Raw genomic sequence first — 26,683 nt, 5'->3', positions numbered from 1 at the left:
TGACCCGCACAGCCCCTGGCAGCGCGGCAGCAACGAGAACATCAACGGACTGATCCGCCAGTACCTTCCCAAAGGCACGGATCTGTCGGTATACAGCCAGGAGCAGTTGGATGCTATTGCCTACGAACTGAACATTCGGCCGCGTAAGCGCTTCGGCTTCAAGTGCCCCATCGAGGTCATGACCGAGCTGATGGCCACGTATCATGAGGCTCCTGCCTCAATCCAGTAACCGTGTTGCACTCAGTTCCTGCAACCGCCCTTGTATGTGAGCGTGCGAAGCAAACCCCTGGTTGTTATTGCAGCCAGGGGTTTTCTTTTGGTCGCGCGTAATGTGATATCCAGCACGTTGAACGGGGCTTGCCTGCCGAGGCCGCTGTCAGTTCCATGTCTCAGCTCACGACTGCCTGCAGCCAGGCGGCCAGTACCCCTGCGCCGACGGCGATGGTCATGGGAATGGCGACTCTCAGCCCCAGACCGCGGGTGCCGAATACCAGCGCCATCGCAGCCTTGATCAGGCTGTTACTGAGGGCCGCCAGCAGTATGGCGATGACCGCGGTATCCTGATCCAGTGACCCCAGAGACAGGCGGGCGATGGCCAGGGTGATCGCATCCACATCCACAAGGCCGGACACCACCGACAATATCAGCACACCCTTGTCGCCCAGCCATTGCGTGAGCAGTTCAGCCAGCAGCAGGATGCCGGCCAAGAGCGCGCCAAACATCAGTGCCGAACTGAGGTCCAGCGGGTTCTTGTTCAGTGTGGGTTGCTCTGTGGCAAGTGCGTCTCGATGCTGATACCAGAGCAGCAGAGCAGGGGCATAAATAAACAGTACGGTGATCAGTACAGGCCCCAGCAGCACGGGCAGCAGTGCCTGATTCAGCAGCGTGCAATACACCAGAATCCGCGGGAACATGGTGCCACAAGCAATGAGAATACCCGCAGCCAGTTGCGGGCTAAGCTCATCGGCCGAACGCGACGCCTTGGCATAGTGCAAGGTCAGCGCGGTGGAGGAGCTGAGTCCGGCAAACAGGCTGGTGAACAGAATGCCTTTGGCGGTCCCGACAACACGGACGGCAAAGTAGCCGATGAACGAGATCATGGCGATCAGCACCACCATAATCCAGATGTTGTAAGGGTTCAGCGCTTCGCCGGGCCCGAAGCCCCTGTTGGGCAGCAGTGGCATCATGACCACGGTAATCAGCAGCAGTTTCAGGCCGGCATCCAGCTCTTTTTCCTGCAGGCGGTTGAGCAGGCCGTGAATCTCCTCCCGATTATCGAGAATAATCGCGGTGATGACGGCGGCGGCGGCCGCCAGCGCGGGTGAGATGGCAATCGTCACCGCGCCGTAACTGAAGGTCAGCAGCAGGCAAATCAGGTTGGTGATACTGAAGGTGTTTTGCTGACGCGCCTGGTGACTGAAAGCCACCAGGGTAATGGCGGTCAGCGACAGCATGGCTGCGGGCAGCACCCAGATGGTTATTTCCTCTGCGAGCAAGGCGCTGATGCCCCCAAACAGGCCTACCAGGGCAAAGGTGCGAATGCCGGCAATGCGCTCGCCCGCCTTTCTGTTGCGTGCCTGCCAGCCCCTCTGAATGCCAATCACGGCACCCAGCAGCAAGGCTATCCCCAAGTGCACAGCCTGCTGATTACTCAGCAGAAAATCGTTCACGATTCCGTTCATCTCATCCTGTCGTCATGGCCAGCTTTCTAGCGACAGACTAATCCTTTCTATCGCCGGCCACTACCGAGAAGCGATTACTTCTGCCCAGGGTTGGTGGAGACGGTCCGGCTCGCCGTCGGTGTCGCGCGCATGATGCATGGGTATTTGCAATACTTAATGCTAATCACTATCATTGGCAAATTGTGCGTTCTGCCTCGGGGTGTACGCTTTCGCAATATGTCCGGGGCATATCGACCGACCGGGCTCTGACAATGGTGATTGGCATGACACGATGTCTGTTCCGGGGGGGGCGCATGAATAGTGCGCTCGCCCTTCCACTGATGTCGCGTGTTTTCGCGGCGATTTTTGCTGTTTACGCGTTCATCTGGGGGGTTGTTTCCCTGGGCGTGGTCAGCCTGAGTGCAATCGGTGTCGACTTTCACAGTGCCGAGCAAAGCATGCTGATGTTTGGGCTGCTGCTCTACGTTGTGTTGTTTATCTGGGTGTTCGCCGTTAAAAGTCTGCTGCGGATCTGGCTGGTGCTCGGGCTCGGTGCGGTGCTGATGCTGTCGGCGGCCTGGTTGCTGCAGCCTTTGCTGCTTTGTCAGGAGGCCGCATGCTGAACAACTTTCGTCTCTCCATGGCCTGGGTGCACACCTGGTTCGGGCTGGTGCTCGGTTTTGTGTTGATGGTGGTCTTCTTCTTCGGCTCTCTGTCGGTGTTTGACCGCGAGATTGATCGCTGGGCGGTGCCGGCGACCCGCTTCGAACCGCAGCCGATGCCGTCCTACGATAACCTGCTGGCCGATGTGTATACCCGCCTCAAACCGGATCCGGTCGATATGGCCGCAACGGCGAAGCGTGTCATTGGCGAGTTACCGGCGGCTGACACCATGCCACTGGTTTCCCTGTTTGCCTATACCACGCACCGTGATCCGGTGCTGCTGATCGGCGGCGAGTTCGGGATTCCCAATCAGCCGAAGGATCCGGCCGATGACCATCTGCATGTTCATGGCCGGGCGACGGTGGACCCGCGTACTGGAGAGTTTCTGCCGGATGACGCGCTGAAGATCGGCAGCGACTGGTTTTACCCGCTGCACTACAGCCTGCATCTGAACTGGATGTACCTCGGTACCTACGTGGTCGGGCTGGCGGGGCTGGTGATGCTGGTTGCGCTGATTACCGGGGTGATCATGCATCGCAAGATGTTTCGCGAGTTCTTCACATTCCGGCCAAACAAGCGCATCCAGCGCAGCGCGCTGGATCTGCATAACATGACGGGTGTGGTTGCACTGCCATTTCACTTCTTCTTTGCCTTTACCGGGGTGCTGATTTTTGCCGGCTTTTATTACTTCCCGGTTTCGCAGACGCTGCTCAAGCCGCTGCACGATCAGCATGAGGTGCTGGAGGCCGCGCACACCGGGCTGCCCCATGACGAGGCGGGTATTCCTGCGCCGCTGGCGTCGGTCGATGCCATGGTGGCCGAGGCCAGGCGCATCTGGGCTGAGCGCGATATGGCCGGTGAGGTCGGTTTCCTGACCATCGAACATCTTGGCGATGCCAACGGCTACGTCAGTATCTACCGTGCGGGAAGTGATCGGGTTGCGCTGGTTGGCGAGGGTATTCACTTCCGTGCCAGCACTGGCGAGCTGCTGCGCGAAGATCCGCCGAGCCCGCCGGTGGAAGCGGTCGCGCGGTTTCTGACGGGGCTGCATTTGCAGCACTTTGAGCACTGGGCGCTGCGCTGGCTGTATGTGCTGGGCGGCCTGTTGGGCTGCGTGTGCATTGCCACCGGTTTTGTCTTCTTCGTGGAAAAGCGCAAACAGGATCATGCCCGCCGCGGGCTTCAGGGTTGCAGAGTGGTTGATGCGCTGGCGGTTGCCAGCGTGACCGGGATGGTGCTGGCAGCCGTCGCCATGCTGGTGGCCAACCGTATCCTGCCGGAGGCTGTGGTTGGCAAGGGTGAGTGGGAAAAGGCCGTGTTCTGGTGCGCTTGGGGGCTGTCGTTGCTGCACGCGTTGTGGCGCAGCGCGCCCGTGGCCAAGGCGTTGCGTAATCCGGCCTGGGCTGAGCAGTGCTGGCTGCTGGCGCTGCTGATGGTGACGGCTGTGCTGTTGAACTGGGTAAGCACCGGTGATCACCTGTTCAAGACCGTGGTTACGGATCCCTATTGGCCGGTTGCCGGGGTGGACCTCAGCCTGTTGGCGTCGGCGGCCGTGGCGGTGTTTGCGGCCCGCAAGCTGGCTCAGCCGCGAACGGTTCAGGTCTCTGCACAGAGTCGGGAGGTGGTCTATGACTGACTCTGTCTGGTTGCTGCTGGCGGCCGTTGCCATGCTGCTGGCTACCGGCTGGCTTGCCCTGTCTCTGCAGCCTCACTGGCGCCAGGTATTCGGTACCGACGCGCCGCCATCGGCCTTGCGCCTGCGTGCAGCAGGCTGGAGTGCGCTGCTGGCAGCGGCGGTCTGCTGCTTTGCGGCAGATCATCCGTCGATGGCAGTGCTGGTCTGGTTTACCCTGTTCTCTGCAGCCGCGATGATCACCAGTATGGTGTTGAGTTACCGTCCGGCCTTGTTGCGCCCGCTCTGCCCGTCGCTGCTGCGCCTGCCTTGATCTCACCGCAAGCCGACGGTGCGTTTGCTTGCCTGGGGGTCAGAAGTTGGTAAAAGTATGTAAATTCGCTACTTCCGAAGGCTGATCTTTCCTAAAGTCGGGCATTCGAGGCGGCGCCTCGCGCCGCTGCTGTTCAGAATACGGATTACATGCCATGTCTCTCCCTCAGTCTTCTCCCCGGTCCCTTCGCAACTGGCTGCTGCTGGCTGCGGCTGTTGCTGGCGCGGGCACCTTCGCCTGGTTTCAGTTCGGCAGTCAAACTGCGCCCGTCCAGCCGGACGCCCTGCGGCGCATGGGCTGGGATGCGCCTGCTGTGGTTCGGGTCGAGCCGGCGGCGCTGGGGCAACTGGACGTGCAGATCAAGTCGATAGGCACGGTCACCCCGCTCAACACGGTTACCGTTCAGAGCCGGGTCAGTGGCGTGCTGGAGAAGGTGGTGTTCGAGGAGGGCGCAAGGGTGGAGCAGGGCGCGTTGCTGGCCGAGATTGATCCTTTGCCCTATCGTGCCCAGCTTGAGCAGGCTGAGGGTCAATTGCAGCAGAATCGCGCCAAGCTGGAGAATGCCCGGGCCGATCTGAAGCTCTACGAGCAGCTCTGGGAGCAGGATTCCATCGCACGCCAGCAGCTCAGTGACCAGCGGGCGCTGGTGCAGGAGTTGCTCGGTACGGTGCGTGCCAATCAGGCCCAGGTGGACGACGCCAGGTTGCAGCTGTCCTGGACGCGGATCACCGCGCCGCTGTCCGGTCGCCTCGGTCTGCGCAAGGTCGACCAGGGCAACCTGGTGACCGGTAGCGAAGCGGAGGGGCTGGTCAGCATTACCCAGACCCAGCCGATCGCGGTCAATTTTACCGTGCCGGAGGTTGACGTGCCGGCCCTTCGCGACGCGCGCCGGGGCGATGCACCACTGAAGGTCGAGGTTCTGGATCGAGGCGAGCGGCGGGTGCTGGCCACCGGCGAGCTGACCACCCTCGACAACCAGATTGATACCAGCACCGGCACGCTGCGGGTGCGCGCGCAGTTTGCCAACGAAGATGAAGCACTGTTCCCCAACCAGTTCGTCAATGTGCACCTGCGGCTGAAGACGCTGGAGTCGGTAGTGACGATTCCGGGTGATGCGGTGCAGTTCGGTACCGAGCGCAATTACGTTTACGTTGTGCAGGACAACAAGGCCTATGTGCGCAATGTGGTGCTGGGCGCCGCCGCAGACGGCCGGGTAGCGGTCACCGAGGGGCTGGAGCCGGGTGAGCTGGTGGTACTCGAAGGGCTGGATCGGCTGCGTGACGGCAAGCAGGTCAATATTCCTGACGCCAGTGGCGCAGCAGCCGGCGCGGCGCGCACGCCGGCTGCTGCGGATGCGGTTCGGGCAGGGCAGGACCGCCCGGGAGCGGGTGAGCGCCGCAGCCCGCCGCCGGCCAACTGAGGCTGATTGATGAAAGGTCTCTCGACGCCCTTTATTCTGCGCCCGGTAGCCACGTCGCTGCTGATGCTGGCGTTTCTGATCGCCGGCCTGGTTTCCTGGCGGCTGCTGCCGGTCGCTGCGCTGCCGCAGGTGGATTACCCGATCATTCAGGTGTTTACCTTTCAGCCGGGTGCTGGGCCGGAGGTAACGGCGCGCACCATTACTGCACCGCTGGAACGCTACCTCGGGCAGATTCCGGGCCTGAAGCAGATGTCCTCGACCAGCTCTGGCGGGGCGTCGGTCATTACCCTGCAGTTTGATCTTGGCGAGGATCTGGGCGTTGCCGAGCAGGAAGTGCAGGCGGCAATGAATACCGCCGACAGCCTGCTGCCGAATGACCTGCCAACGCCGCCGATCTACCGCAAGGTCAACCCGGCGGACGCGCCAATCCTGACCTTGGCGATTACCTCCGACAGCCTGCCGCTGCCGGAGGTGCATGATCTGGTCGACACCCGCATGGCGCAGAAACTGGCGCAGATTTCCGGTGTTGGCCTGGTCAGCCTGGCCGGTGGTCAGCGGCCGGCGGTGCGGGTGCTGGTCAACCCGATGGCGCTGGCGTCCTACGGGCTCAGTCTCGATCAGGTGCGCCAGAGCATTGCCGCCACCAACGTCAACCAGCCCAAGGGCAGTTTCGACGGCCCTACGCGCAGCACCATGCTCGATGCCAACGATCAGATTCGCTCGGTCGAGGATTACCGCAAGCTGATCCTCACCTGGCAGAACGGTGCACCGCTGCGGCTCGGTGACGTCGCAACCATCATCGACGGTGCCGAAGACCGCTTTCTCGCCGCCTGGGCCAACGGCCAGCCGGCGGTACTGCTGAATGTCCAGCGTCAGCCGGGTGCCAACGTCATCGAGGTCACTGACCGGGTGCGTGAGTTGCTGCCACAACTGGCCGGCACCTTGCCTTCGGCGGTGGATGTCACCGTGTTGACCGACCGTACCCACAGCATTCGCGCCTCGGTACGTGACACCCAGAAGGAACTGCTGTTTGCGGTCGCGCTGGTGGTATTGGTCACGTTCGTCTTCCTGCGCAGCATTCCGGCGACCATCATCCCTAGCATCGCGGTACCGCTGTCGCTGGTCGGCACCTTTGCCTTCATGTATCTGATGGACTTCTCGGTCAACAACCTGACCCTGATGGCGCTGACCATTGCCACCGGCTTTGTGGTGGATGACGCCATTGTCATGCTGGAGAACGTGGCGCGGCACCGGGAGATGGGCGAAACGCCAATGCAGGCGGCGCTCAAGGGCGCGGGCGAGATCGGTTTTACCCTGATGTCGCTGACCTTCTCGCTGGTTGCGGTGCTGATTCCGCTGCTGTTCATGCCGGATGTGGTGGGACGGCTGTTCCACGAGTTTGCCATCACCCTGGCGGTGGCCATCGTCATCTCGCTGGTGGTGTCGCTGACGCTGACGCCGATGATGTGCGCGCGCATGTTCAGCACGCCGCCGCAGGAGAAGTCCGACGGTTTGCTGCATGGGGTGATTGAACGCTACGGCCGCGCGCTGGACTGGGTGCTGGAGCGCCAGACCCCGGCGCTGCTGGTGATGCTCGGCACCATCGCCTTGACCGGGTTGCTGTACCTTGCGGTCGACAAGGACTTCTTTCCGGTCCAGGACAGCAACGTCATCCAGGTGGTGACTGAAGGCCCGCAGGACATTTCCTTCACCGCCATGGCCGAGCGTCAGCAGCTGTTGGCTCAGGCCCTTCTGCAGGACCCGGGCATCGAGAGTCTGTCGTCATTTATCGGTGTGGACGGCGTCAACGTGACGGTCAACAGCGGGCGCATCCTGGTCAACCTGCCGCCGCACGATCAGCGCGACGAGAGCCTGTTCGAGGTGATGGCGCGGCTGCGTGAGCGGGCGGCGAGCGTCGACGGTATCAGCGCCTGGTTCCAGCCGGTGCAGGAGCTGACCATTGAGGATCGGGTCAGCCGCACGCAATACCAATTCAGCCTGACCAGTCTCGACAGCGGCGCGCTGCATGAGTGGGTGCCGCAGATGGTCGCCGCGCTGAACGCCCGCCCGGAATTGGACGACGTGGCGGCCGATCTGCAGCAGCGCGGTATGCAGGCCTATGTCGAGATTGACCGTGACGCGGCAGCGCGGTTCGGCCTCGATGTAACGGATATAGCCAATACGCTCTACAACGCCTTCGGCCAGCGCCAGATCGCGACGCTTTTTACCCAGTCAAATCAGTACCGGGTGATCATGGAGGTCGACCCGCAATTTGCCGGTGACCCGGAGAGCCTGCAACGGCTGTTTATCACTACCGCAGACGGTAGCTCGGTGCCGCTGGCCAGTGTGGCGCGGGTGCAACAGCGGGCGGCGCCGCTGCTGATCAACCATCAGGGCCAGTTTCCTGCGACCACGGTATCGTTCAACCTGGCCGATGGCGCGTCGCTGGGCGATGCGGTTGAGGCGATTGAGCAGGTGCAGCAGGCGCTGGGCCTGCCGGCGACCATCGAACTGCGCTTTCAGGGCGCGGCCGAGGCGTTTCGGGCGTCGCTCGGTAACACCCTGTGGTTGATTCTGGCGGCGGTACTGACCATGTACATCGTGCTGGGCGTGCTCTATGAGAGCACCATTCACCCGGTCACCATCCTCTCTACCTTGCCGTCCGCCACGGTGGGCGCGCTGCTGGCGCTGCTGCTCACCGACCGGGCGCTGGACATGATCTCGGTGGTCGGCATCGTGCTGCTGATCGGTCTGGTCAAGAAGAACGGCATCATGATGGTCGACTTTGCGCTGGAGGCGCAGCGCAATCAGGGCATGAGCCCGCGTGAGGCGATCCATCGGGCAGCGATGTTGCGTTTCCGGCCGATCTTGATGACCACGCTGGCGGCCTTGTTTGGCGCACTGCCGCTGATGCTGGCCAGCGGCTCCGGCGCCGAACTGCGCCAGCCGCTGGGTGTGGTGATGGTGGGCGGTCTGCTGGTCAGTCAGGTGCTGACCCTGTTCACCACGCCGGTGGTCTATCTGTTCTTCGACCGTCTGGCCGGCAAGCCGACGGTGCAGCCGGTTGAGGCGCTTGAGTGAGCGGCGGATTTCTGCATCGCCCGATCGGGCTGGCGCTGGCTGCCGTGGCGCTGGTGCTGTCCGGCCTGCTGTGCTGGCGCCTGCTGCCGGTCGCGCCGCTGCCACAGCTGGATGTACCGATGATCGTCGTCACCGCCAGTTTGCCCGGGGCCAGCCCGGAAAGCATGGCAACCACGGTGGCAACGCCGCTGGAGCGCGCGTTGGGTGCCATCTCTGGGGTAACCGGTATCTCTTCCAACAGCAGTCAGGGTTCGGCGCAGATTGCGCTGACCTTCGAGCTGGGGCGCGACCTGAATGAAGCCGCCCGGGAGGTGCAAGCGGCCATCAATACGGTGCGCGGCGACTTGCCGGCAGGCATGCCCGGCAACCCGCAGTATCGCAAGATCGACCCGTCGCAGGCGCCGATCATGGGGCTGGCGTTGAGCTCGCCCAACCTGTCGCCAAGCGCGCTGTACGACATCGGATCGACCATTCTGGCGCAGAAGCTGGCGCAGATTTCCGGGGTGGGCGAGGTCAGCGTGGATGGCGCGTCTCTGCCGGCAGTGCGCGTGCAGCTCGATGCCGGCGCGTTGCAGCATTACGGTATTGCCCTGGACGAGGTACGCAGCGCCATCGCCAACAGCAATGCGTTGCGCCCGCTCGGGGTGATCGAGCAGGGCGAGCACCGTTGGCAGGTGCAGACCAGCGATTCGCTGCGCACCGCGGCGGCCTATCGGCTGCTGGTGATTCGTCATCAGGACGGTGCGGTGGTGCGCCTCGGTGATGTCGCCAGGGTCACCGACTCGGTTGAGGACCGCTACAGCAGCGGCTTTCATAACGAGCGTCAGGCGGTGGTGCTGAGCATCAGCCGGCAGAGCGGTGCCAATATCGTCGAGACCATCGACAACATCTATGCTCGGCTGCCGCAACTGATCAACCTGTTGCCCGAAGACGCGCAGCTGTCGGTGGTGATGGATCGCTCACCGGTGATTCGCGCCACCCTGCGCGAGGCGCAGATTTCCCTGCTGCTGGCGACGCTGCTGGTGGTCGCCGTGGTTTGGCTGTTCCTCGGCAATTTGCGTGCGGCGCTGATTCCGTCAACGGCGATTCCGGTCTCGCTGATCGGCAGCTTTGTGGTCATGTATTTCTTCGGCTTCTCGCTCAACAACCTGTCGCTGATGGCGCTGATCGTCGGTGCCGGCCTGGTGGTGGATGACGCCATTGTGGTGCTGGAGAACGTCCAGCGGCACATGGGCAACGGCCTGTCGCCGCTGGACGCCGCAGCGCGCAGTGCCCGAGAGCTGCGCTTTACCCTGATTGCCATGACGCTGGCACTGGCGGTGGTGTTTGCCTCGATCCTGTTGCTGGGCGGCCTGATCCGTCAGCTGTTCGAGGAGTTTTCCATCACCCTGGTGGCGGCCATGCTGATCTCGCTGCTGGTATCGCTGACGCTGACGCCCAGCCTGTGCGCGCTGTGGCTGAAACCCACGCCGGCCGGGCACAAGGAGGATGATAGGGACTCCCTGTTTGCCAGACTGCGCGGTGGCTACGACCGCTCGCTGCATTGGACGCTCAACCATAAACCGATCGCATTGCTGGTGCTGCTGGCGGCGATCGGCAGCAGTGTCTGGCTGGCGGCAACCCTGCCGGAAGAAGCGCTGCCGCAGCAGGATTCGGGGCAGATTCGCGGCTTCCTGCGCGGCGATGACGGCATGTCGTTCCAGATCATGCAGCCGAAGATCGAGGCCTACCGGCAGTACATTCTGGCCGATCCGGCGGTCGCCGACCTGACCGGCACCAGCGGCGGCAGCGGCGGTCTGACCAACGCCCAGCTGACCATTCGGCTCAAACCGCTGGCCGAACGCAAGGTCTCCGCCCAGGCGGTGGTCGATCGCCTGCGCGCCAACGCACCGGCGGTGCCGGGTGTAATGATGATGCTGATGGTCGATCAGGATCTGCAGTTCCGCCCGCCGTATCGGCGCAGTGAATACGAGGTACTGCTGCGCTCGGACTCGCTGGCGCAGCTCAAGGTGTGGTCGCGCAAGGTTGCCCAGGCGATGACGCAGAGCCCGCTGCTGGTGGATGTGGATTCGATGGACGGCGACGAGACTCGTCAGGTGGTGCTCGATATCGACCGCGAAGCCGCGCGGCGTCTCGGCGTCGATATGCAGACTATCGCCTCGACCCTGAACAACTCCTTCTCTCAACGTCAGGTTGCCACCCTGTACGACGAGCTGAACCAGTATCGGGTGGTGATGGAACTGGACTCGCGCTACACCGAGCGCCCTGAAGTGCTGGCCCAGCTCGAGGTTATGGGCTCGGAGGGGCAGCGGGTGCCACTCTCCAGCTTCGCTACCTGGGGTTACGGCATGGCCGAAGACCGCGTGCGCCACGAAGGGCAGTTTGCCTCGATGGGCGTGGGGTATGCGCTGGCGCCGGGCGTCACCGAAGCGCAGGCCAAGGAGGCCATCGCGCAGATTCTCAACGAGGTGATGTTGCCGAGCGATGTGCATGAGGCACCGCCGTCGGCCAACGATTTTGGCGCTGCGGTCGAGCCGTGGATCTTTGTTGCCGTGCTGCTGGCGGTGTATCTGGTGCTCGGTGTGCTCTACGAGAGTACGCTGCATCCGCTGACCATTCTCTCGACCCTGCCGCCGGCCGGGCTGGGCGCGCTGCTGGCGCTCAAGTTCGGCGGCCAGAGTCTGAGTCTGATCGCCATGCTGGGGCTGTTCCTGCTGATCGGTATCGTGATGAAGAACGCCATCATGATGATCGACTTCGCGCTGGAGCTGCAGCGCCGCGAAGGGCTCAATCCGCAGCAGAGCATTCAACGCGCCGCGCTGCTGCGCCTGCGACCGATTTTGATGACAAACCTCGCCGGCATGCTCGGCGCGGTGCCGTTGATTATGGGCTTTGGCGAAGGTGCCGAGATGCGCCGCCCGCTGGGGATCACCATTTTTGGTGGCTTGGCGCTAAGCCAATTGCTGACGCTGTACACCACGCCGGCGGTCTATCTGTATCTGGAAAACCTGCGTCAGCGCGTGTTGTGCCGTGGTGCAACCGAACCTTCCTCACCCTCAACCTGATCGGGGCTGTTACCGATGAAGCTCTCCCTGCTGTCTACCTCTGTTGTTCTGGCCACTGCGCTGATTGGCGGCTGTACGCTCGGCCCGGATTACCGGGTGCCGACCACGGTCGAGCCCTCAGCGCTGCGCTATGACCAGGGCTGGCAGCCGATGCCGGCACAGAGCTGGGCAAGCAGCGGGCGCTGGTGGGAAGTGTTTGGCGATACCGAGCTGAACGCGCTGATCGAGGAGGCCAACCAGCGCAACCAGACGCTGGCACAGGCTGAAGCCCGTTATCGCGCAGCATTGGCGCAGCGCAGACTGAGTACCGGCGAATACAGCCCGACCCTGAGCGCGGCGCTGGATACCGCACGCAGCGGCGGCAGTGAAGTCAGTACCGAGACTCGCAGCAGCGCGCAGCTGGGTATCAGTTGGGAGCTGGATCTGTGGGGGCGGGTGCGCCGTCAGGTCGAGTCCGATACCGCTGCGCTGGAAGCCAGTGCGGCGGATCTGGCCGCCGCCCGGCTGTCGATTCAGTCGGCCGTGATCAACAGCTACATCAATCTGCGCGCCCAGGACCTGCAGTATCGGCTGCTGGAGCAGACGCTGGCGTCCTCAGCCCGTTCGGCCCAGCTGACGCGCAACCAGTACGACGCCGGCATCGTCTCCCGCGCCGACGTGATTCAGGCCGAAACCCAGCTGCAGTCACTGCGCAGTGACCTGTACGACCTGCAGAATCAGCGGGCGCTGGAACAGAACACCATCGCCGCGCTGCTGGGCCGTGCCCCGGTCGATCTGGAACTGGCGGTAGTCGAGGCGCTGCCCGCGGTGCCGCCGATTCCAGCGCAACTGCCAGCGGAGCTGATTGCCCGCCGCCCGGATGTGGTCTCTGCCGAGCGTGGCGTCGCAGCGGCCAACGCCGATATCGGCGTCGCCATCACCGCCTGGTTGCCCACCCTGACACTGGGCGGCAGCGCCGGTGTCAGCGGCGGCTCGATCAGCGATCTGTGGGATACCCCGGTACGGGTCTGGTCGGTTGGACCGAGTCTGGCGCAAACCCTGTTTGACGGCGGCCGGCGCAGTGCTGCCCGAGACGCTGCACTGGCCCGCTACGACGAGCAGGTCGCCGCCTACCGTCAGACCGTACTCGACGCGCTGGCCGATGTGGAAAATGCGCTGGCAACCACCGCCATCCTGCGCGAGAAAGCCGTACAGCAGGATCGGCTGGTGGCGCTGGCCGAAGAGAACGAACGGGTGATCACCAACCGCTACCAGTCCGGTCTGGTCTCCTATCTGGAGGTATCGGTCGCCCAGAACACCACGCTCAGCGCCAAACGCGGCCGCATCAGCGTCACCAGCGCGCAACTCGCCGCAGCCACCGAACTGGCCTCGGCCATCGGCGGCGGCTGGCAGGTGGGCGATGATGTGGGGGATGCAGGAGTGCGGTCGGCGGAGTAAGCAGCGGCGGGCCTGTCAGATTCCGCCTTCAGTCAATTTCGCCGGGTCCAGCAGGCGGGTCAGTTCCTCCCGGCTGAGATCGGTGTTTTCCGCGGCGACATCAACAATCGGTCGACCTTCCTTGTAGGCCTGTTTGGCTATTTCGGCGGCTTTCTGGTAGCCGATGATCGGGTTCAGGGCGGTCACCAGTATCGGGTTGCGCGCCAGTGCCTGCTGCAGTCGGTCCTCGCGCACGGTAAAGCCGGCTATGGCCTTGTCGGCCAGCAGGCGAGTGACGTTGCTCAACAGGTTCAGGCTCTCCAGCAGGTTGCGTGCGACCAGCGGCAGCATGACGTTCAGCTCGAAAGTGCCGGACTGGCCGGCGAGGGTGATGGTGGCGTCGTTGCCGATCACCTGGGCGGCGGCCATGGCGGCGGCCTCAGGAACCACCGGATTGACCTTGCCCGGCATGATCGAGGAACCGGGTTGCAGTGCCTCCAGCTCGATCTCGCCAAGCCCGGCCAGGGGCCCTGAGTTCATCCAGCGCAGGTCGTTGGCGATCTTGGTGATGCTGACGGCCAGGGTCTTCAGTTGCCCGGACAGGGCAACGGCGATGTCCTGCGAGCCGATGTGGGTGAAGAAGTTGGCCGCCGGGGCAAAGGTTATGCCGGTGCTGGCGCTCAGTGCGCGGCAGAAGTGCTCGGCGAACGCGGGGTGGGCGTTGACGCCGGTGCCGACCGCGGTGCCGCCCTGGGCCAGACTGTGCAGCATGGGTTGCAGCTGCTCCAGGCGCTGGCGGTTGCCTTCGATCTGATCGGCCCAGGTGTCGAGACTCTGGCTCAGGCGCACCGGCATGGCGTCCATCAGATGGGTGCGGCCGGTTTTGACATGGTGCTCAACGGTGCGTGCCCTGGCTCGGGTGACCTGCTCGAAATGCTGCAGTGCAGGCAGCAGGTCTTCATGCAGGGCCAGTGCGGCGCTGATGTGGATGCTGGAGGGGATGGTGTCGTTGCTGCTTTGGCTGCAGTTGACGTGATCGTTCGGGTTGATGGTCTGGCCGCATTGGCGGCTGGCGAGGGTGGCGAGCACTTCGTTGGCGTTCATGTTGGAACTGGTGCCGGAGCCGGTCTGAAACACATCGACCGGAAAGTGCTGCATGTAATCACCGGCTTTCAGCAGCTCATCGACGGCATGGCAGATGGCCTTGGCCATTGGTGCGGGCAACTGGTCCAGTTCGGCGTTGGCACTGGCAGCGGCACGCTTGGCCAGCAGCAGGGCGCGAATAAAGCGCTTGGGCATCGGTTGGCCGCTGACCGGAAAGTTGTTGACGGCGCGCTGGGTTTGGGCGGCATAGAGGGCGTCGCCCGGTACCTGCAGCTCGCCCATGCTGTCTCGTTCAATGCGGCTGGTGCTCATTTGCGCTACTCCCTGATCGGCTGAAACGGCTGTCTGCTTCCATGGTCGGACCACGGAAGCAGACAGGTGTTCAGCATAGCGCGTGTACGCAGCCAATGGCCGAGGGTCGGCATAAGGCGCGCCTGCGGCGTCTTGCGATTGCCTCCCCCGGATGACCGGGGGAGGCAAGGACGGTCAGAAACGGTACTTGGCCGTTGCTGTCACGCTGCGCGGAGCACCGTAGGTCAATGCGCCATAGGCGTCGAAGATGTCGAAGTACTTTTCATCGGTAACATTGTTGGCGTTTAGTTGCGCCGACAGGTTGTCGGTGATGTCGTAGCGCGCCATCAGGTTGACCAGTGCGTAGGCGTCCTGCTCGATTTTCTCCAGTTGATCGTCGGGGTTGGTTGCATAGGTATAGATACTGTCCTGCCAGTTGACACCGCCGCCAATGGTCAAGCGATTCCAGTCACCCGAGAAGCGGTAAGTGGTGAAGGTGCGCAGCAATTTTGTCGGGTACAGGGTGTTGACGGCTTTGCCGTCAGCGTCTTCGACTTCAAACTGGGTATAGCCAGCGCCTATGTTCCAGCCGGGCGTCAGCTCGCCAGACATCTCCAGTTCGAAACCCTTGCTGGTAGCGCCTTCGCTGGCTTCATAGGCAAGTTCGCCAGTCGGACTGCCCGGAATCACTACCCCGGTGCTGACAGCAAGGTTGTCCTGTTCGATCTTGAAGATGGCGGCGGAGGCGTTCAACCGGCCGTCGAACAGCTCGCTTTTCAAACCCAGCTCATAACTCTTGCCCACAATCGGTTCGATCTGCTGGCCGTTGGCATCGCGCTCGGACTGGGGCAGGAAGATATCGGTGTAGCTGGCGTAGGCCGACACGCTGTCAGTCAGGTCGTAGACGACGCCGGCGTAGGGTGTCAGCTCGTGGTTGACGTCGGTTTTGCTGACCGCTGAATAGATATCGTCAGCTTCTTTCTCGTAGTTGCTGTCCCGTGCGCCCAGAATCACCTTCAGATCGTCGGTGATGTTCAGGCGGGTGGCTGCGTAAAGTCCGTGCTGAGTAACGTCACCGTAACCGTAGGTGATCAGGTTGCCCCAGACCGGTTCCGGGAAATCACCGTCATAGCTGTCAAAGTCGGCGACGCCGCCGTAACCGGTCAGGGCTTGTCGGGTGTCGGCGTCGAACTTCTGCTCACTGTGGATATAGCCGAAGGCAAGGTCATGCTCGCGTTCAAACAGCGTGATCGGACCATCCAGACGAATACTGTAGTCATCCTGCACCGTCCGGGTTTCGTATATGGCGGGGAAGCTGCTCATCGGTTCGGCGCCTGTCCTGTCCGGGTTGCCGGAGAGGTACAGCAGGCGGGATTCGGCGTTGCGTTCACCCCGTGTATAGCTGAGATTCAGCTGCCAGTCATTACCGAAGCGGTGATCGAGATTGATGAAGCGGGTCTCGTAGCTGCTGTCCCACTTGCTCCAGTCTGCAGAGGTGGTTTTAGAGCGATTCCAGTCGGTGCGTGAGCCGTCTGCATACCATACCGGAAGGCCACCCCAGATGGGCGAGTCGGAATTATTTTCCTGGCGGCTCAGACCAAACCACAGTGTTGTGTTCTCGGTGAGGTCGATGTCCATGGTGCCGTAAAGGGTTTCGCGCTGGTTGCTGTGCAAGTCGATCCAGCTGTCACCATCGTTATATTCGCCGACCAGACGGGCGCGCACAGTGCCGGCCTCGTTTACTGCGAAGGACACATCTCCGAGGGTTCCCCAGGTATCCCAGGTACCGCCGCTGACTTCCACAGACCCTGTCAGATAGGTGCTGTTTGCGCGCTTTCGCGCCATATTCAGTGAGGCGGACGGATCGCCCACGCCGGCCATCAGGCCGTTGGCGCCGCGTACCACCTCGACGCGGTCATACATGGCCAGGCTGCTGAAGATCTCGCCGGAGCTCCACGGCTGCTCCCAGATAGTCGGCACGCCATCGATCATCAGGGCGTTGATGTCGAAACCGCGGGCGTTGAACTGGGCGCGACTGGTCTCGTAGCGGTTGACCGATACACCGACGGTGTTGTTTACGACATCCAGAATGGTTTGCAGATTCTGATCTTCAATCTGCTGCTGGGTGACCACGGTAACCGATTGGGGGGTCTCGCGCAGGGAGAGAGTCAAAGGTGTTGCGGTACGCGCAGCTTCTGCGGTGTAGGCGCCGGTGCCCTCGGTAGTTGTGCTGCGTTGCCCCTGGCCGGTGACGCTGATTGGTGCCAGCAGCACGTCTTCTTCGCTGGCGGTCTGCGCAGCGACCGGAAGAACAGTGACGGCTGAGCCGGCGACAAGAAGATGAATTGCCAGCGTCAGCGGGCGAATTCCCCGGGAGGTTTGCTGACATGGGGAGGTAGTGGTCGGCATGTAACGCGCTCCTTTTTATATGCTAGTGATTATGAGAATCGTTCGCATTGTATTTACATATTGAGCGGAACGCAAAGACTGGCTGCCTTGGGTTGCTGCGAAGTGGGGAGGGTTGGTCTGCGAGCGCCGCCAAGGCGCCCGCGGTCCGGGATTACTGCGCTTGATCTTGCCGCAGGGTGGCGCGGCTCCAGTCGAGCAGCTGTTGGGCCAGGGTATCGGCGGCACTGCTGAGGCCGTCGACCACGGCGGGCACGGCGGTGTCGGTCAGCGGTTGACTGACGCGGAAGTGACGGCTGGCAATGACGCCGCGCGAGCCGGGATCAACCAGCTTGGCATCCAGCTCGATGATGGCACTGACACTGTCGCCCCGGTATAGCGTCTGGAACTGGCGCAGGTCGCTGTAGAGCTGGATGTCGGTCTGCAGCGCATGAACCTCGGTGCTGACGCTTTTGAAGCTGCCACTTTGCTGGAACGCCTGCACCAGATGTTCACGCAGCAGAACGGGATTGGGGTCGGTCCAGCGCGCACCCTGGTAACTGGTCAGGGTGTTGCCCTCAGGCGTCACCATGATCCTTGGGGTCTGCAGCGCGTAGCTGGCGGCCGGTGTAATGATGCGCAGCGACTGGGGCAGCGGAGGCTGACTGCTCGTGGCCAGCCGAGGTGCAGGCAGTTGATAGGTGGTCAGCGGCTCGCTCTCGGGTAGCACCGAGCAGGCTGACATCAGCGTCAGTCCGAGCAGTCCGGCGGCCAGGCGGATACGGGTCATGGGGTGAACTCCTGTTGCGCTTCGCGGCCGAGCAGGAAGCGGGCTGGATCGTCCTGCAGGCGGCGGCTGAGTAATCTGAGGTCGGCCAGGGTATTGCGCAGATCGTTGAGCGCCGGGTCAAGCTGACCCAGGCCCTGGGCTCCGCTGCTCAGTGCGTTGCGGTTTTCGCTGAGGATCTGTTCAAGCTGGCTACTGGTTTCGGCTATGGAGTCCATGGCCTGACGGGCGCTTGCGAGGGTGGCGGCGCCATCCTTGCTGAGCAGCTGGTCGGTGCGCGCGATCATCTGGTTGCTTCGCTCCAGGGTTTCGGTCGCTGCCTTGCTGGTAGCGCGCAGTTCTGCCAGCAACTGCTGCACATTACCGTCGGGGTTGGCAATGCTGTGAGTTGCCTGATTGAGACCTTCAAGCGTCATGCTGAAACTGTTGACGTTTTCCTCGGACAGCACCTTGCGGGCGCTGACGATCAGCTTGTTGATATTGGTCATCAGGTCTTCGCCGTTGGCGAGCAGGGCGGAGATAGGGGACGGGATGGCGTCGATGATCGGATCCTGCCCTTTCGCGGCTGTCAGCGGCGGGCTGTCAGGGTCGTTGTGCGTCAGTTCGATCACCGAGGTACCGGTAATGCCGGTGAAGGACAGCCGTGCCTTGGTTGCCCGGGTGATCGGGACACTGGAGTCGATGCGGATGCGCGCACGTACAATGCGCGGATCGTCGGCATCAAGCCCCAGCTCGGTGATCTCGCCAATACGGATACCGCTGAACTGCACCGCGCTGCCGCGTGACAGACCTGTGACCGACTGCTTGAAGACAACGGTGTAGTAACGCTGGTCATCCGCGGTGCTCGAGTTGCTCAGCCAGATCGCAAAGACGATGGCTGCCAGCGCCGAGAGCACGGTGAACAAACCGATCAACACATGGTTGGCACGTGTTTCCATGGCTCTTTACTCTTCTGCTGCAAGGTGTTGGTACGCGGCGGCACGTCCGCGCGGACCGTGGAAGTAGTCTTGTACCCAGGTGTCGTCGGTCTGGGCAACGCGCTCCAGGGTGTCGGCGATCAGGACGCGCTTCTGGGACAGCACCGCGACCCGGTCACAGATGGCGTAGAGGGTATCGAGGTCGTGGGTAACCAGAAACACACTCAGCCCCAGCGCATCACACAGGGTGCGAATCAACTGGTCAAACGCGGCTGCACCAATGGGGTCGAGACCCGCGGTGGGCTCGTCGAGAAACAGGATGTCAGGGTCCAGTGCCAGCGCACGGGCCAGTGCGGCACGCTTGACCATGCCGCCCGACAGCATGGATGGATATTTGTCGGCAGCCTCCGCTGGCAGCCCTGTCAGCAGCACTTTCATGCGAGCCAGGTGGTCGGCGTCGCGGCGGCTCAGGCCGATATGCTCAACCAGCGGCAGGGCTATATTTTCGGCCACGGTCAGCGAGGAAAACAGCGCGCCGGACTGGAACAGCACCCCGAAGCGCCGCTCCTGCAAGGAGCGCTGTTCCTCCGACAGGGTTTGCAGGTCCTGACCAAATACCTTGACCGATCCGGCGTTGGGACGGCGCAGGCCGACGATCGAGCGCAGCAACACCGACTTGCCGGTACCGGAGCCGCCGACCACGCCAAGTACTTCCCGGGGCATGATGTCGAGGTCGAGGTTGTCGTGCACGGTCTGCTTGCCGAAGCGATTGACCAGACCACGCACCTCGACGATGGGTTTGGCTGATTGAGTGCTCACCATCCCATCTCCATGTAGAACAGGGCAGCCAGGGCGTCGACCAGGATGACCACAAAGATGCATTGCACCACGCTGGAGGTGGTGTGTTCTCCGACCGACTCGGCGCTGCCCGAGACCTTGAAGCCCTCAAGACAGCCAATGATGGCGACCAGAAAGGCAAATACCGGCGCCTTGGCCATGCCCAGCAAAAAGTGCCGCACGCCGACATCGTCATGCAGCAGATTGATAAACATGAGCGGCGAGATGTCCAGCGTGAAGGCGCAGACCATCGCGCCACCCAGCAGGCCCGATAGCATGGCGATGAAGGTCAGCGCCGGCAGGGTAATCAGCAGGGCGATGACCCGTGGCAACACCAGCAGTTCAAGCGGGTTGAGACCGAGGGCGCGAATCGCGTCGATCTCTTCATTGGATTTCATCGAGCCGATCTGTGCGGTGAACGCGCTGGCGGTGCGGCCTGCCATCAGTATCGCGGTCAGCAGCACGCCGAATTCGCGCAGGAAGGAAAATGCCACCAGGTCTACGGTGTAAATGCTGGCGCCGAAGGTCTGCAAGACGGTGGCGCCGAGGAAGGCGATGACCGCGCCGACCATGAACGTCAGCAGGGCGACGATCGGCACCGCATTTAGCCCGGTCTGTTCAATCTGTACCGCGATGGCGGTAGGACGCCAGCTGCGCGGACGGAACAGGCTGCTGAACAGTCCGCTCAGGGTCAGGCCGATAAACCCCAGCAGCTCGATGACGTGAGCCCAGTGCTGTCCCATGCTGACACCGATGCGCTCGAGCATTTCAATCAGCGGATTTGCGCCTGCCTGCTCCGGATCGGGGCCCTGTGGACAGGTCGTTGCAATACGGGCAAGCAGTGTCTGACGTTCCCGGTTCAGGCCGGTATCCCCACTCAGCACCTGTTGCAGCCGGTCGACGCCAAGCATGTCGCAGATCAACTGCGCGCCTGCGGTGTCGATGTGAGCGATGCCGCTGAGGTCAATCCGCGCCTGCTTTACCGCATCACCCGGCAGGGCGGCGATCAGGCTGCGAAGCTCGGCGTAATTGGCCAGGGTCCAGTCGCCGCTCAGACAAAGGCTGTCGCGCTGGGCGTCCGGTAGGCGAATAAAGGGAGATGTATCGGGCATTGGGGATGCCTGCGCCGCTGGGAAGCGCAGGCTCGGGGGTCATGGCTTGCGCTTGATGCCGAAGTCTTCGGACAGGGTGCCCGGGCTGGCGGCGTCCTTGGGCGCATAGTCGCGCGGAGGCTCAAGGGTGTCGAATGCCGGTTCTGCCTGGGAGCGAGACGAGCTGTGCACGATACCGGCATCCTGATCGAGCGCGGCCAGCAGACGCTGACGCGTCATATCGTCCGGTGCCAGCTCAACGGCGCCATGGGTAAGGTGTTCCTGAATGTCCTGATAGCTGCGATTCAGGCGGCTGGCCAGGGTGGCGGTGGTCTTGAAGTGGGCTGCCACTTCCTGCTGATACTCTTCAAAACGCAGTTGCAGGCTCTCCAGTTGGGCCTGCGCGCTGCTGTTACTGCCGCCGCTGACGCGCCGGGATACCTGCGCCAGCACGATGCCGACGACGACGCCCACTGCCAGTGCAATGGCTGCTGCAATCCACAGGTTTTCGCTTGCTTCCACCTTGGGTCCCTCATCTTTAGGTTGGTGCTATCAGTCCAGCGGGTGCTGCCTGTCCGAACCATGTGGTTACGGTAACGACATTTGCCGGCCAAGGCTAGGGCATTTGCACCTAAACGATGGTGGGGGGCAGGCAACTTGTCAGTGTTGTCAGGCAGGGTTCAGAATACGGCGTTTGAGTGTCGCAGCACCCTCTGGTTCCGCTGATGCGACGCCCCAGCCCACGCAGTAGTCACGGAGTCGGTCATGTCCAGAGCGAGTGAAGAGTCAATTGTTATCGAAGGGCCGTGTGGTCCTCTTGAGGCGCTGCTGACCCGTGGCGATGTGCCCGGACTTCTGGCAGTGATCTGTCATCCCAACCCCGTGCAGGGCGGGACCATGCACAACAAGGTAGTGCACACCCTGATGCGCACGGCTCGGGATCTGGGGGCCAGTACCCTGCGTTTCAATTTTCGCGGCGTGGGCGCCAGTGCCGGCCAGCACGACTATGGTATTGGCGAGGTAGATGACTGCCTGGCGGTGATTGACTGGGTCCTGCAGCATGAGGGCGTATCGCGTCTGTGGCTGATGGGGTTCTCCTTTGGCGGCTTCGTCGCCGCCGCGGCGGCGACGCGACTGGCCCAATGGCCCGAGCGTCTGGTGTTGGTCGCACCGTCGGTTGAAAAGCAGGATTTCGCCGCGCTCAAGCCGCTGGCAGGGCCGGTCAGCGTCATGATGGGCGAGGACGATGACGTGGTCGCGCCTGAGGCTGTTTATGCAGCCTTCGCCGACGAGCTCGGGGCTGAGGTTGTCCGTTTTGCTGGCACCGGGCACTTCTTTCACGGCAAGTTGGTGCCGCTTAAAGCCGAAGTGGAGCGGGTTCTGACGGATCAGGCTTGATTGCCAAGGGGCGATGCTGGCGTTAGAGTATCGCTCCCTTCGATGTCCCTACTGGTATTGCGTGCATGTCTCCCCTTGAACGATACAAGGCCGATCTTCAGCGCCCCGACTTCTTTCACGACCCTGCTCAGGAGCGTGCGGTTCAGCATCTGCAGCGGCTATTCGATGATCTGATTCGCAGCGAAAACGAGCGCACAGGGTTTTTCGGGCGGTTTCGCAAGCGCAAGCCGGAACCGGTCAAGGGCCTGTATTTCTGGGGTGGCGTAGGGCGCGGCAAGACCTATCTGGTCGATACCTTTTTTGATGCGCTGCCCTTCGAGCGCAAGATGCGCACGCATTTTCACCGTTTCATGCAGCGAGTGCATCACGAGCTCAAGGGCTTGAAGGGCGAAAAGAATCCGCTGAAGCTGATCGCGGCGCAGTTTGCCAGCGAGGCGCGCGTCATCTGTTTTGACGAGTTCTTTGTTTCCGACATTACCGATGCCATGATTCTGGGCAGTTTGATGGAAGAGTTGTTCGCCCAGGGCGTGACGCTGGTGGCAACCTCCAACATCGTGCCCGACGGCTTGTACAAGGATGGCCTGCAGCGAGCGCGTTTTCTGCCTGCCATTGCCCTGCTCAATCGCCACACCGATGTGGTCAATGTGGACAACGGCGTCGACTACCGTCTGCGTGCACTTGAGCAGGCGGAGCTGTATCACTACCCGCTGGATTGCGACGCCTATGGCAGCCTGAAGCGCAGCTTCGACAGTCTGGTGCCCGATATCAATGAAGTTGTCGAGGCCGAGGAGCTGATCATCGAGAATCGCCCGATCAAGTCGGTGCGGGTCTGTGAGGATGTCGCCTGGTTCGAGTTTCGTGAGCTGTGCGATGGCCCGCGTAGCCAGAACGACTACATTGAGCTGGGCCGCATCTTCCACGCGGTGCTGATTTCCAATGTTGAACAGATGGGGGCTGCCAAGGATGACATGGCGCGTCGCTTCATCAACCTGGTCGACGAGTTCTATGACCGTAACGTCAAGCTGATTCTGTCTGCCGAAGTGCCGCTCAAGGATCTCTATTCCGGCGGACGTCTGGATTTCGAGTTCCAGCGTACGCTGAGCCGTCTGCTGGAAATGCAGTCACACGAGTTTCTTGCGCGTCCGCACAAACCCTGATTCAGGCTGCCGGTTCGCGGCTGCCCTGCAGATAGGCTCGACGGTACTGGTTGGGTGACATGCCGGTATGCTGCCTGAACAGGCGGGCAAAGAAGCTGGCGTCGTCGTAGCCGATTTCGTAGCTGATGGTCTTGATGCTCTGACTGCTGGTAACCAGCAGGGTTTTTGCCATTTCGATTCGTAGCCGCTGCAGGTAGTGCAGCGGCTTGTCCCCGGTAGCCTGGTGAAAGCGGCGCATGAAGTTGCGAATACTCATGCCGTGACGGCTGGCTACATCCTCGAAGCGAAACTTCTCCGCAAAGTGCTGTTCCAGCCACTGCTGAATTTGCAGGATCGGCAGATCGTGATGCATCTTCTGGCCGCCAAATCCGATTACGCCGGGCGTGTAGTTGCGCTGTACTTCGTAAAACGCGTCGCGGGCCAGCGTGCGCGATACCTCAGGGCTGCACAGTCGCTCCGCAAGGTGCACGAACAGGTCTCTTGCCGAGCTGATTCCGGCGGCGCAGAGTACGCCCCCTGCGTCGGTCAGGTGTTTGTCGCGCTGCAGGTCCACCGCCGGGAAGCGCCGCTGGTATTCGTCGTGAAAGCGCCAGTAAGTGGTTGCCTCCCGACCGTCGAGCAGGCCGGCTGAAGCCGGCCAGAATGCACCCAGGGCAACGGCGCCGATCAGGGCTCCTGCCTGACTTTGCTGTTGCAGCCAGGGGGCGACCTCGGGGTACTGCCCGTGCAGTTGGTCAAAATCGGCCCAGAACGAGGGCAGAATGATCAGCTGTGGCGTGACGTCATGGATGCTGGCTTCGGCATGGATCGGGTCGTGACTGAAGCCGGTAACCGGCTGACCGTCGGGTGTTACCGTCAGTACCTCAAATCCGGGTGTCAGCCCCTGACCAAGTTGGCGGCCGGTATTCAGGCTGGCCATGTAAAAGACATCCCGAGCCTGGGCCAGGGTCGAAGTAACGGTGAAGTCGGTCGCGAGAATGGCGACCTGGCGCAGTGTTGCCGCCGGTTGCTTTGGCATCTTGTTGTCGTTTTAGGCTGAATCGGACAGATATGGCCGAAATGGCCGTGAGTCGGCAGTGTCTACCGTTTGAGACGTTTGGGTCAAGTAGCGGCCGCCCTTGCGGGCGGCTGCAACAGGATCAGGGTGCCGGGTTCGGCTGGCTCTGATGGATCTCGGAGATCGCCTTCAGTACGCTGTCGGTCAGGCCCATGTTGATGCTGCTCAGGTTGCGGTTGAGCTGATCCATATTGGTTGCGCCAATAATGTTGCTGGTCACGAACGGCTGGCGGGTGACGAAGGCCAGGGCCATTTGTGCCGGGTCCATACCGTGGTCGCGGGCAAGCTGAACATAGCGGGCGCAGGCTTTCTGGGCTTGCGGATTGCTGTAGCGCACAAAACGTTCGAACAGGGTGATGCGCGCCTTCTCCGGGCGCAGGCCGTTGAGGTACTTGCCGGTCAGCACGCCGAAGGCGAGCGGTGAGTAGGCGAGCAGGCCGATCTGCTCGCGCATGGACATCTCGGCCAGGCCGATTTCATAGGTGCGGTTGAGCAGGTTATAGGGGTTCTGGATCGAGACCATGCGCGGCCAGCCGCGGGATTCCGCCAGATGCAGGAAGCGGCTGACGCCCCAGGGGGTTTCGTTCGACAGTCCTATATGACGCACCTTGCCGGCCTTGATCAGAGCGTCCAGCGCCTCCAGAGTGTCTTCAAAGGAGGTCAGCTCGTCGTCCGGATTGTGGCGGTAGCCGAGCTGGCCGAAGAAGTTGGTCTGCCGGTCTGGCCAGTGCAGTTGATAAAGGTCGATGTAGTCTGTCTGCAGTCGCTTGAGGCTGCCCTCGATAGCCTGGTTGATATGCTCGCGGGTGAAGCGCGTGCGGCCTCCGCGCAGATGGCTGATGCCGTTGCCGGGGCCGGTAATCTTGCTGGCAAGGATCCATTTCTCGCGTTCACCGCGTTGCTGGAAGAAGTTGCCAATGATGGTTTCGGTTGCGCCGCTGGTTTCTGCCCTGGGCGGCACCGGGTACATTTCGGCAGTATCGATAAAGTTGACGCCAGCGTCGCGAGCCCGGTCAATCTGGGCAAAGGCTTCCTGCTGGGTGTTCTGTTCGCCCCAGGTCATGGTGCCTAAGCACAATGCGCTGACCTTGAGGTTGCTGCGGCCTAGAGGGCGGTATTGCATGAAGTGCTCCTTGATTGCCGAAAGGACGTTTCATTATTGATCATAAGGGTAAATAAGGGTTGTATTTTTTTTGCTGGTTGGCATAATGCCCGCCACTTTCGACAGGATGCCTAGCCTGTCGTTGTTGTTTACAGCACAGATGCCACCCAGACCCACGCAGCCCCCACTGAGTGTCTGTTCTAGGCTTTGTTGTCTTGTAAAAACACATTTCACTCTGTAAGATTTGCCGTCTTCTTTTGAAAGCGGCCTCTGAGGCTAGGATTAATGAAAACCTTCAGCGCAAAACCTGAAACCGTAAAACGTGATTGGTACGTCGTCGACGCCAGTGGTCTGACTCTGGGTCGTCTGGCAACCGAGGTTGCTTCACGTCTGCGCGGCAAGCACAAGCCCGAATACACCCCTCACGTTGATACCGGTGACTACATCGTCATCATCAATGCCGAGAAAGTTCACGTAACCGGTAACAAGGTTCAGGACAAGATGTACTACAGCCACTCCGGTTTCCCGGGTGGTATCAAGTCCATCAACTTTGAAAAGCTGATCCAGCGCGCTCCTGAGCGTGTTATCGAGTCTGCTGTCAAAGGCATGCTGCCCAAGAACCCCCTGGGTCGTGCAATGTACCGGAAGATGAAGGTCTACAAAGGCGCTTCTCATCCGCATGCTGCACAACAGCCCCAAGAACTGAAGATCTAAGGAGTTCACCATGTCGGCGACACAAAACTACGGCACTGGCCGTCGTAAAACTGCCACCGCTCGCGTATTCCTGCGTCCGGGTTCTGGCAATATCTCTATCAACAATCGCAGCCTGGAGAACTTCTTCGGTCGCGAAACCGCTCGCATGGTTGTTCGTCAGCCGCTCGAGCTGACCGAGAGTACCGAGAAGTTTGACATCTATGTGACTGTCAGCGGCGGCGGTATCTCCGGTCAGGCCGGTGCCATCCGTCACGGCATCACTCGTGCTCTGATGGAGTATGACGAAACCCTGCGCGGTGCGCTGCGCAAGGCGGGTTATGTTACCCGTGACGCTCGTGAAGTTGAGCGTAAGAAAGTCGGTCTGCGCAAGGCGCGTAAGCGTCCGCAGTACTCCAAGCGTTAATCTCGTATTGCGCTGCAAAACGCCCGGGCTCCGGAAGGAGTGCCGGGCGTTTTCGTATCTGCGGCAAGGTGTCGCGCCTGCTATGGTTAGATGCAAGTCCCTGATTGGGCGCGAATTCGGTATAGTGTCGGCCGTGCTGGGAGTGGATATCACCTTGTCAAAAAAGGGGTTTTTCATTACCATCGGTT

General features: G+C 61.8%; 22 protein-coding genes. 12 read left to right on the top strand and 10 right to left on the bottom strand.

Going from position 1 to position 26,683, the window contains the following annotated elements; translation table 11 throughout:
- Positions 1-229: transposase (locus tag AC13EY_RS14045; protein ID WP_482877487.1), on the top strand; the 229-nt coding region annotated here is incomplete at its 5' end.
- A gap of 160 nt (positions 230-389) precedes the next feature.
- On the opposite strand, the gene AC13EY_RS14040 is transcribed toward AC13EY_RS14045, so the two are convergent.
- Complete coding sequence (locus AC13EY_RS14040) at positions 390-1,682, bottom strand: MgtC/SapB family protein (RefSeq protein ID WP_233049042.1); 1,293 nt, start codon at positions 1,680-1,682, stop codon at positions 390-392.
- Positions 1,683-1,933: 251 nt separating this feature from the next.
- Between AC13EY_RS14040 and AC13EY_RS14035 the strand changes: the two genes are divergently transcribed.
- The 7 genes from AC13EY_RS14035 to AC13EY_RS14005 all read left to right on the top strand — a co-directional run bounded on the left by AC13EY_RS14035 (position 1,934) and on the right by AC13EY_RS14005 (position 13,273).
- Positions 1,934-2,284, top strand: coding sequence for a hypothetical protein (locus AC13EY_RS14035; protein WP_269687982.1), 351 nt, complete (start codon positions 1,934-1,936; stop codon positions 2,282-2,284).
- Positions 2,278-3,960, top strand: coding sequence for a PepSY-associated TM helix domain-containing protein (locus tag AC13EY_RS14030; protein ID WP_228247740.1), 1,683 nt, complete (start codon positions 2,278-2,280; stop codon positions 3,958-3,960). Before AC13EY_RS14035 ends, AC13EY_RS14030 begins: the two co-directional genes overlap by 7 nt.
- A complete protein-coding gene (locus AC13EY_RS14025; protein WP_228247741.1) occupies positions 3,953-4,270 on the top strand; it encodes a DUF3325 domain-containing protein in 318 nt (105 codons plus the stop codon). The genes AC13EY_RS14030 and AC13EY_RS14025 overlap by 8 nt, the downstream gene beginning before the upstream one ends.
- Before the next feature lie 154 nt (positions 4,271-4,424).
- Positions 4,425-5,690 carry an efflux RND transporter periplasmic adaptor subunit gene (locus AC13EY_RS14020; protein WP_228247742.1) on the top strand — a complete coding sequence of 422 codons (1,266 nt, stop codon included), beginning with the start codon at positions 4,425-4,427 and terminating at the stop codon, positions 5,688-5,690.
- 9 nt (positions 5,691-5,699) lie between these two features.
- Positions 5,700-8,771 (top strand): multidrug efflux RND transporter permease subunit, encoded by a 3,072-nt coding sequence (locus tag AC13EY_RS14015; RefSeq protein WP_233049043.1) that lies wholly within the window; start codon positions 5,700-5,702, stop codon positions 8,769-8,771.
- Positions 8,768-11,836, top strand: coding sequence for an efflux RND transporter permease subunit (locus AC13EY_RS14010; RefSeq protein ID WP_228245761.1), 3,069 nt, complete (start codon positions 8,768-8,770; stop codon positions 11,834-11,836). Before AC13EY_RS14015 ends, AC13EY_RS14010 begins: the two co-directional genes overlap by 4 nt.
- Positions 11,837-11,851: 15 nt before the next feature.
- Entirely contained in the window at positions 11,852-13,273 is a 1,422-nt protein-coding gene (locus AC13EY_RS14005; RefSeq protein ID WP_482877484.1) for an efflux transporter outer membrane subunit, read from the top strand.
- Between the two features lie 15 nt (positions 13,274-13,288).
- On the opposite strand, the gene AC13EY_RS14000 is transcribed toward AC13EY_RS14005, so the two are convergent.
- From AC13EY_RS14000 to AC13EY_RS13970, 7 genes are all read right to left on the bottom strand, one after another.
- On the bottom strand, positions 13,289-14,668 hold the full coding sequence (locus tag AC13EY_RS14000; RefSeq protein WP_482877482.1) for a class II fumarate hydratase: 1,380 nt from the start codon (positions 14,666-14,668) through the stop codon (positions 13,289-13,291).
- Between the two features lie 174 nt (positions 14,669-14,842).
- Complete coding sequence (locus AC13EY_RS13995; protein WP_269687968.1) at positions 14,843-17,056, bottom strand: TonB-dependent siderophore receptor; 2,214 nt, start codon at positions 17,054-17,056, stop codon at positions 14,843-14,845.
- A gap of 151 nt (positions 17,057-17,207) precedes the next feature.
- Positions 17,208-17,822, bottom strand: coding sequence for an ABC-type transport auxiliary lipoprotein family protein (locus AC13EY_RS13990; protein ID WP_482877480.1), 615 nt, complete (start codon positions 17,820-17,822; stop codon positions 17,208-17,210).
- Positions 17,819-18,757 (bottom strand): MlaD family protein, encoded by a 939-nt coding sequence (locus AC13EY_RS13985; protein WP_482877478.1) that lies wholly within the window; start codon positions 18,755-18,757, stop codon positions 17,819-17,821. The genes AC13EY_RS13990 and AC13EY_RS13985 overlap by 4 nt, the downstream gene beginning before the upstream one ends.
- Before the next feature lie 6 nt (positions 18,758-18,763).
- Positions 18,764-19,555 (bottom strand): ABC transporter ATP-binding protein, encoded by a 792-nt coding sequence (locus AC13EY_RS13980; RefSeq protein WP_482877476.1) that lies wholly within the window; start codon positions 19,553-19,555, stop codon positions 18,764-18,766.
- On the bottom strand, positions 19,552-20,685 hold the full coding sequence (locus tag AC13EY_RS13975) for an ABC transporter permease (protein ID WP_482877474.1): 1,134 nt from the start codon (positions 20,683-20,685) through the stop codon (positions 19,552-19,554). Before AC13EY_RS13975 ends, AC13EY_RS13980 begins: the two co-directional genes overlap by 4 nt.
- A gap of 39 nt (positions 20,686-20,724) precedes the next feature.
- The gene (locus tag AC13EY_RS13970; RefSeq protein ID WP_228245769.1) at positions 20,725-21,186 is read right to left on the bottom strand and encodes a Z-ring associated ZapG family protein; all 462 of its coding nucleotides are present in this window, start codon (positions 21,184-21,186) and stop codon (positions 20,725-20,727) included.
- 243 nt (positions 21,187-21,429) lie between these two features.
- Here AC13EY_RS13970 and AC13EY_RS13965 point away from each other — a divergent pair, with 243 nt between their 5' ends.
- Complete coding sequence (locus AC13EY_RS13965; RefSeq protein ID WP_335598937.1) at positions 21,430-22,062, top strand: alpha/beta hydrolase; 633 nt, start codon at positions 21,430-21,432, stop codon at positions 22,060-22,062.
- Positions 22,063-22,127: 65 nt separating this feature from the next.
- Positions 22,128-23,219 (top strand): cell division protein ZapE, encoded by a 1,092-nt coding sequence (zapE, locus tag AC13EY_RS13960; protein ID WP_228245771.1) that lies wholly within the window; start codon positions 22,128-22,130, stop codon positions 23,217-23,219.
- 1 nt (position 23,220) lies between these two features.
- On the opposite strand, the gene AC13EY_RS13955 is transcribed toward zapE, so the two are convergent.
- Together AC13EY_RS13955 and AC13EY_RS13950 are read right to left on the bottom strand one after the other, a co-directional pair.
- The gene (locus tag AC13EY_RS13955; protein WP_228245772.1) at positions 23,221-24,237 is read right to left on the bottom strand and encodes a GlxA family transcriptional regulator; all 1,017 of its coding nucleotides are present in this window, start codon (positions 24,235-24,237) and stop codon (positions 23,221-23,223) included.
- Between the two features lie 121 nt (positions 24,238-24,358).
- A complete protein-coding gene (locus tag AC13EY_RS13950; RefSeq protein WP_269687962.1) occupies positions 24,359-25,399 on the bottom strand; it encodes an NADP(H)-dependent aldo-keto reductase in 1,041 nt (346 codons plus the stop codon).
- A 264-nt stretch (positions 25,400-25,663) separates the two neighbouring features.
- On the opposite strand from AC13EY_RS13950, the gene rplM reads away from it, so the two are divergent.
- Complete coding sequence (gene rplM / locus AC13EY_RS13945) at positions 25,664-26,092, top strand: 50S ribosomal protein L13 (protein WP_088274787.1); 429 nt, start codon at positions 25,664-25,666, stop codon at positions 26,090-26,092.
- Positions 26,093-26,102: 10 nt separating this feature from the next.
- Complete coding sequence (gene rpsI, locus AC13EY_RS13940) at positions 26,103-26,495, top strand: 30S ribosomal protein S9 (RefSeq protein ID WP_228245774.1); 393 nt, start codon at positions 26,103-26,105, stop codon at positions 26,493-26,495.
- Positions 26,496-26,683: the final 188 nt, after the last annotated feature.

The organism is Halopseudomonas sp. L-58, assembly GCF_056859475.1.
This window is presented reverse-complemented; position numbering and strand designations above follow the sequence as displayed.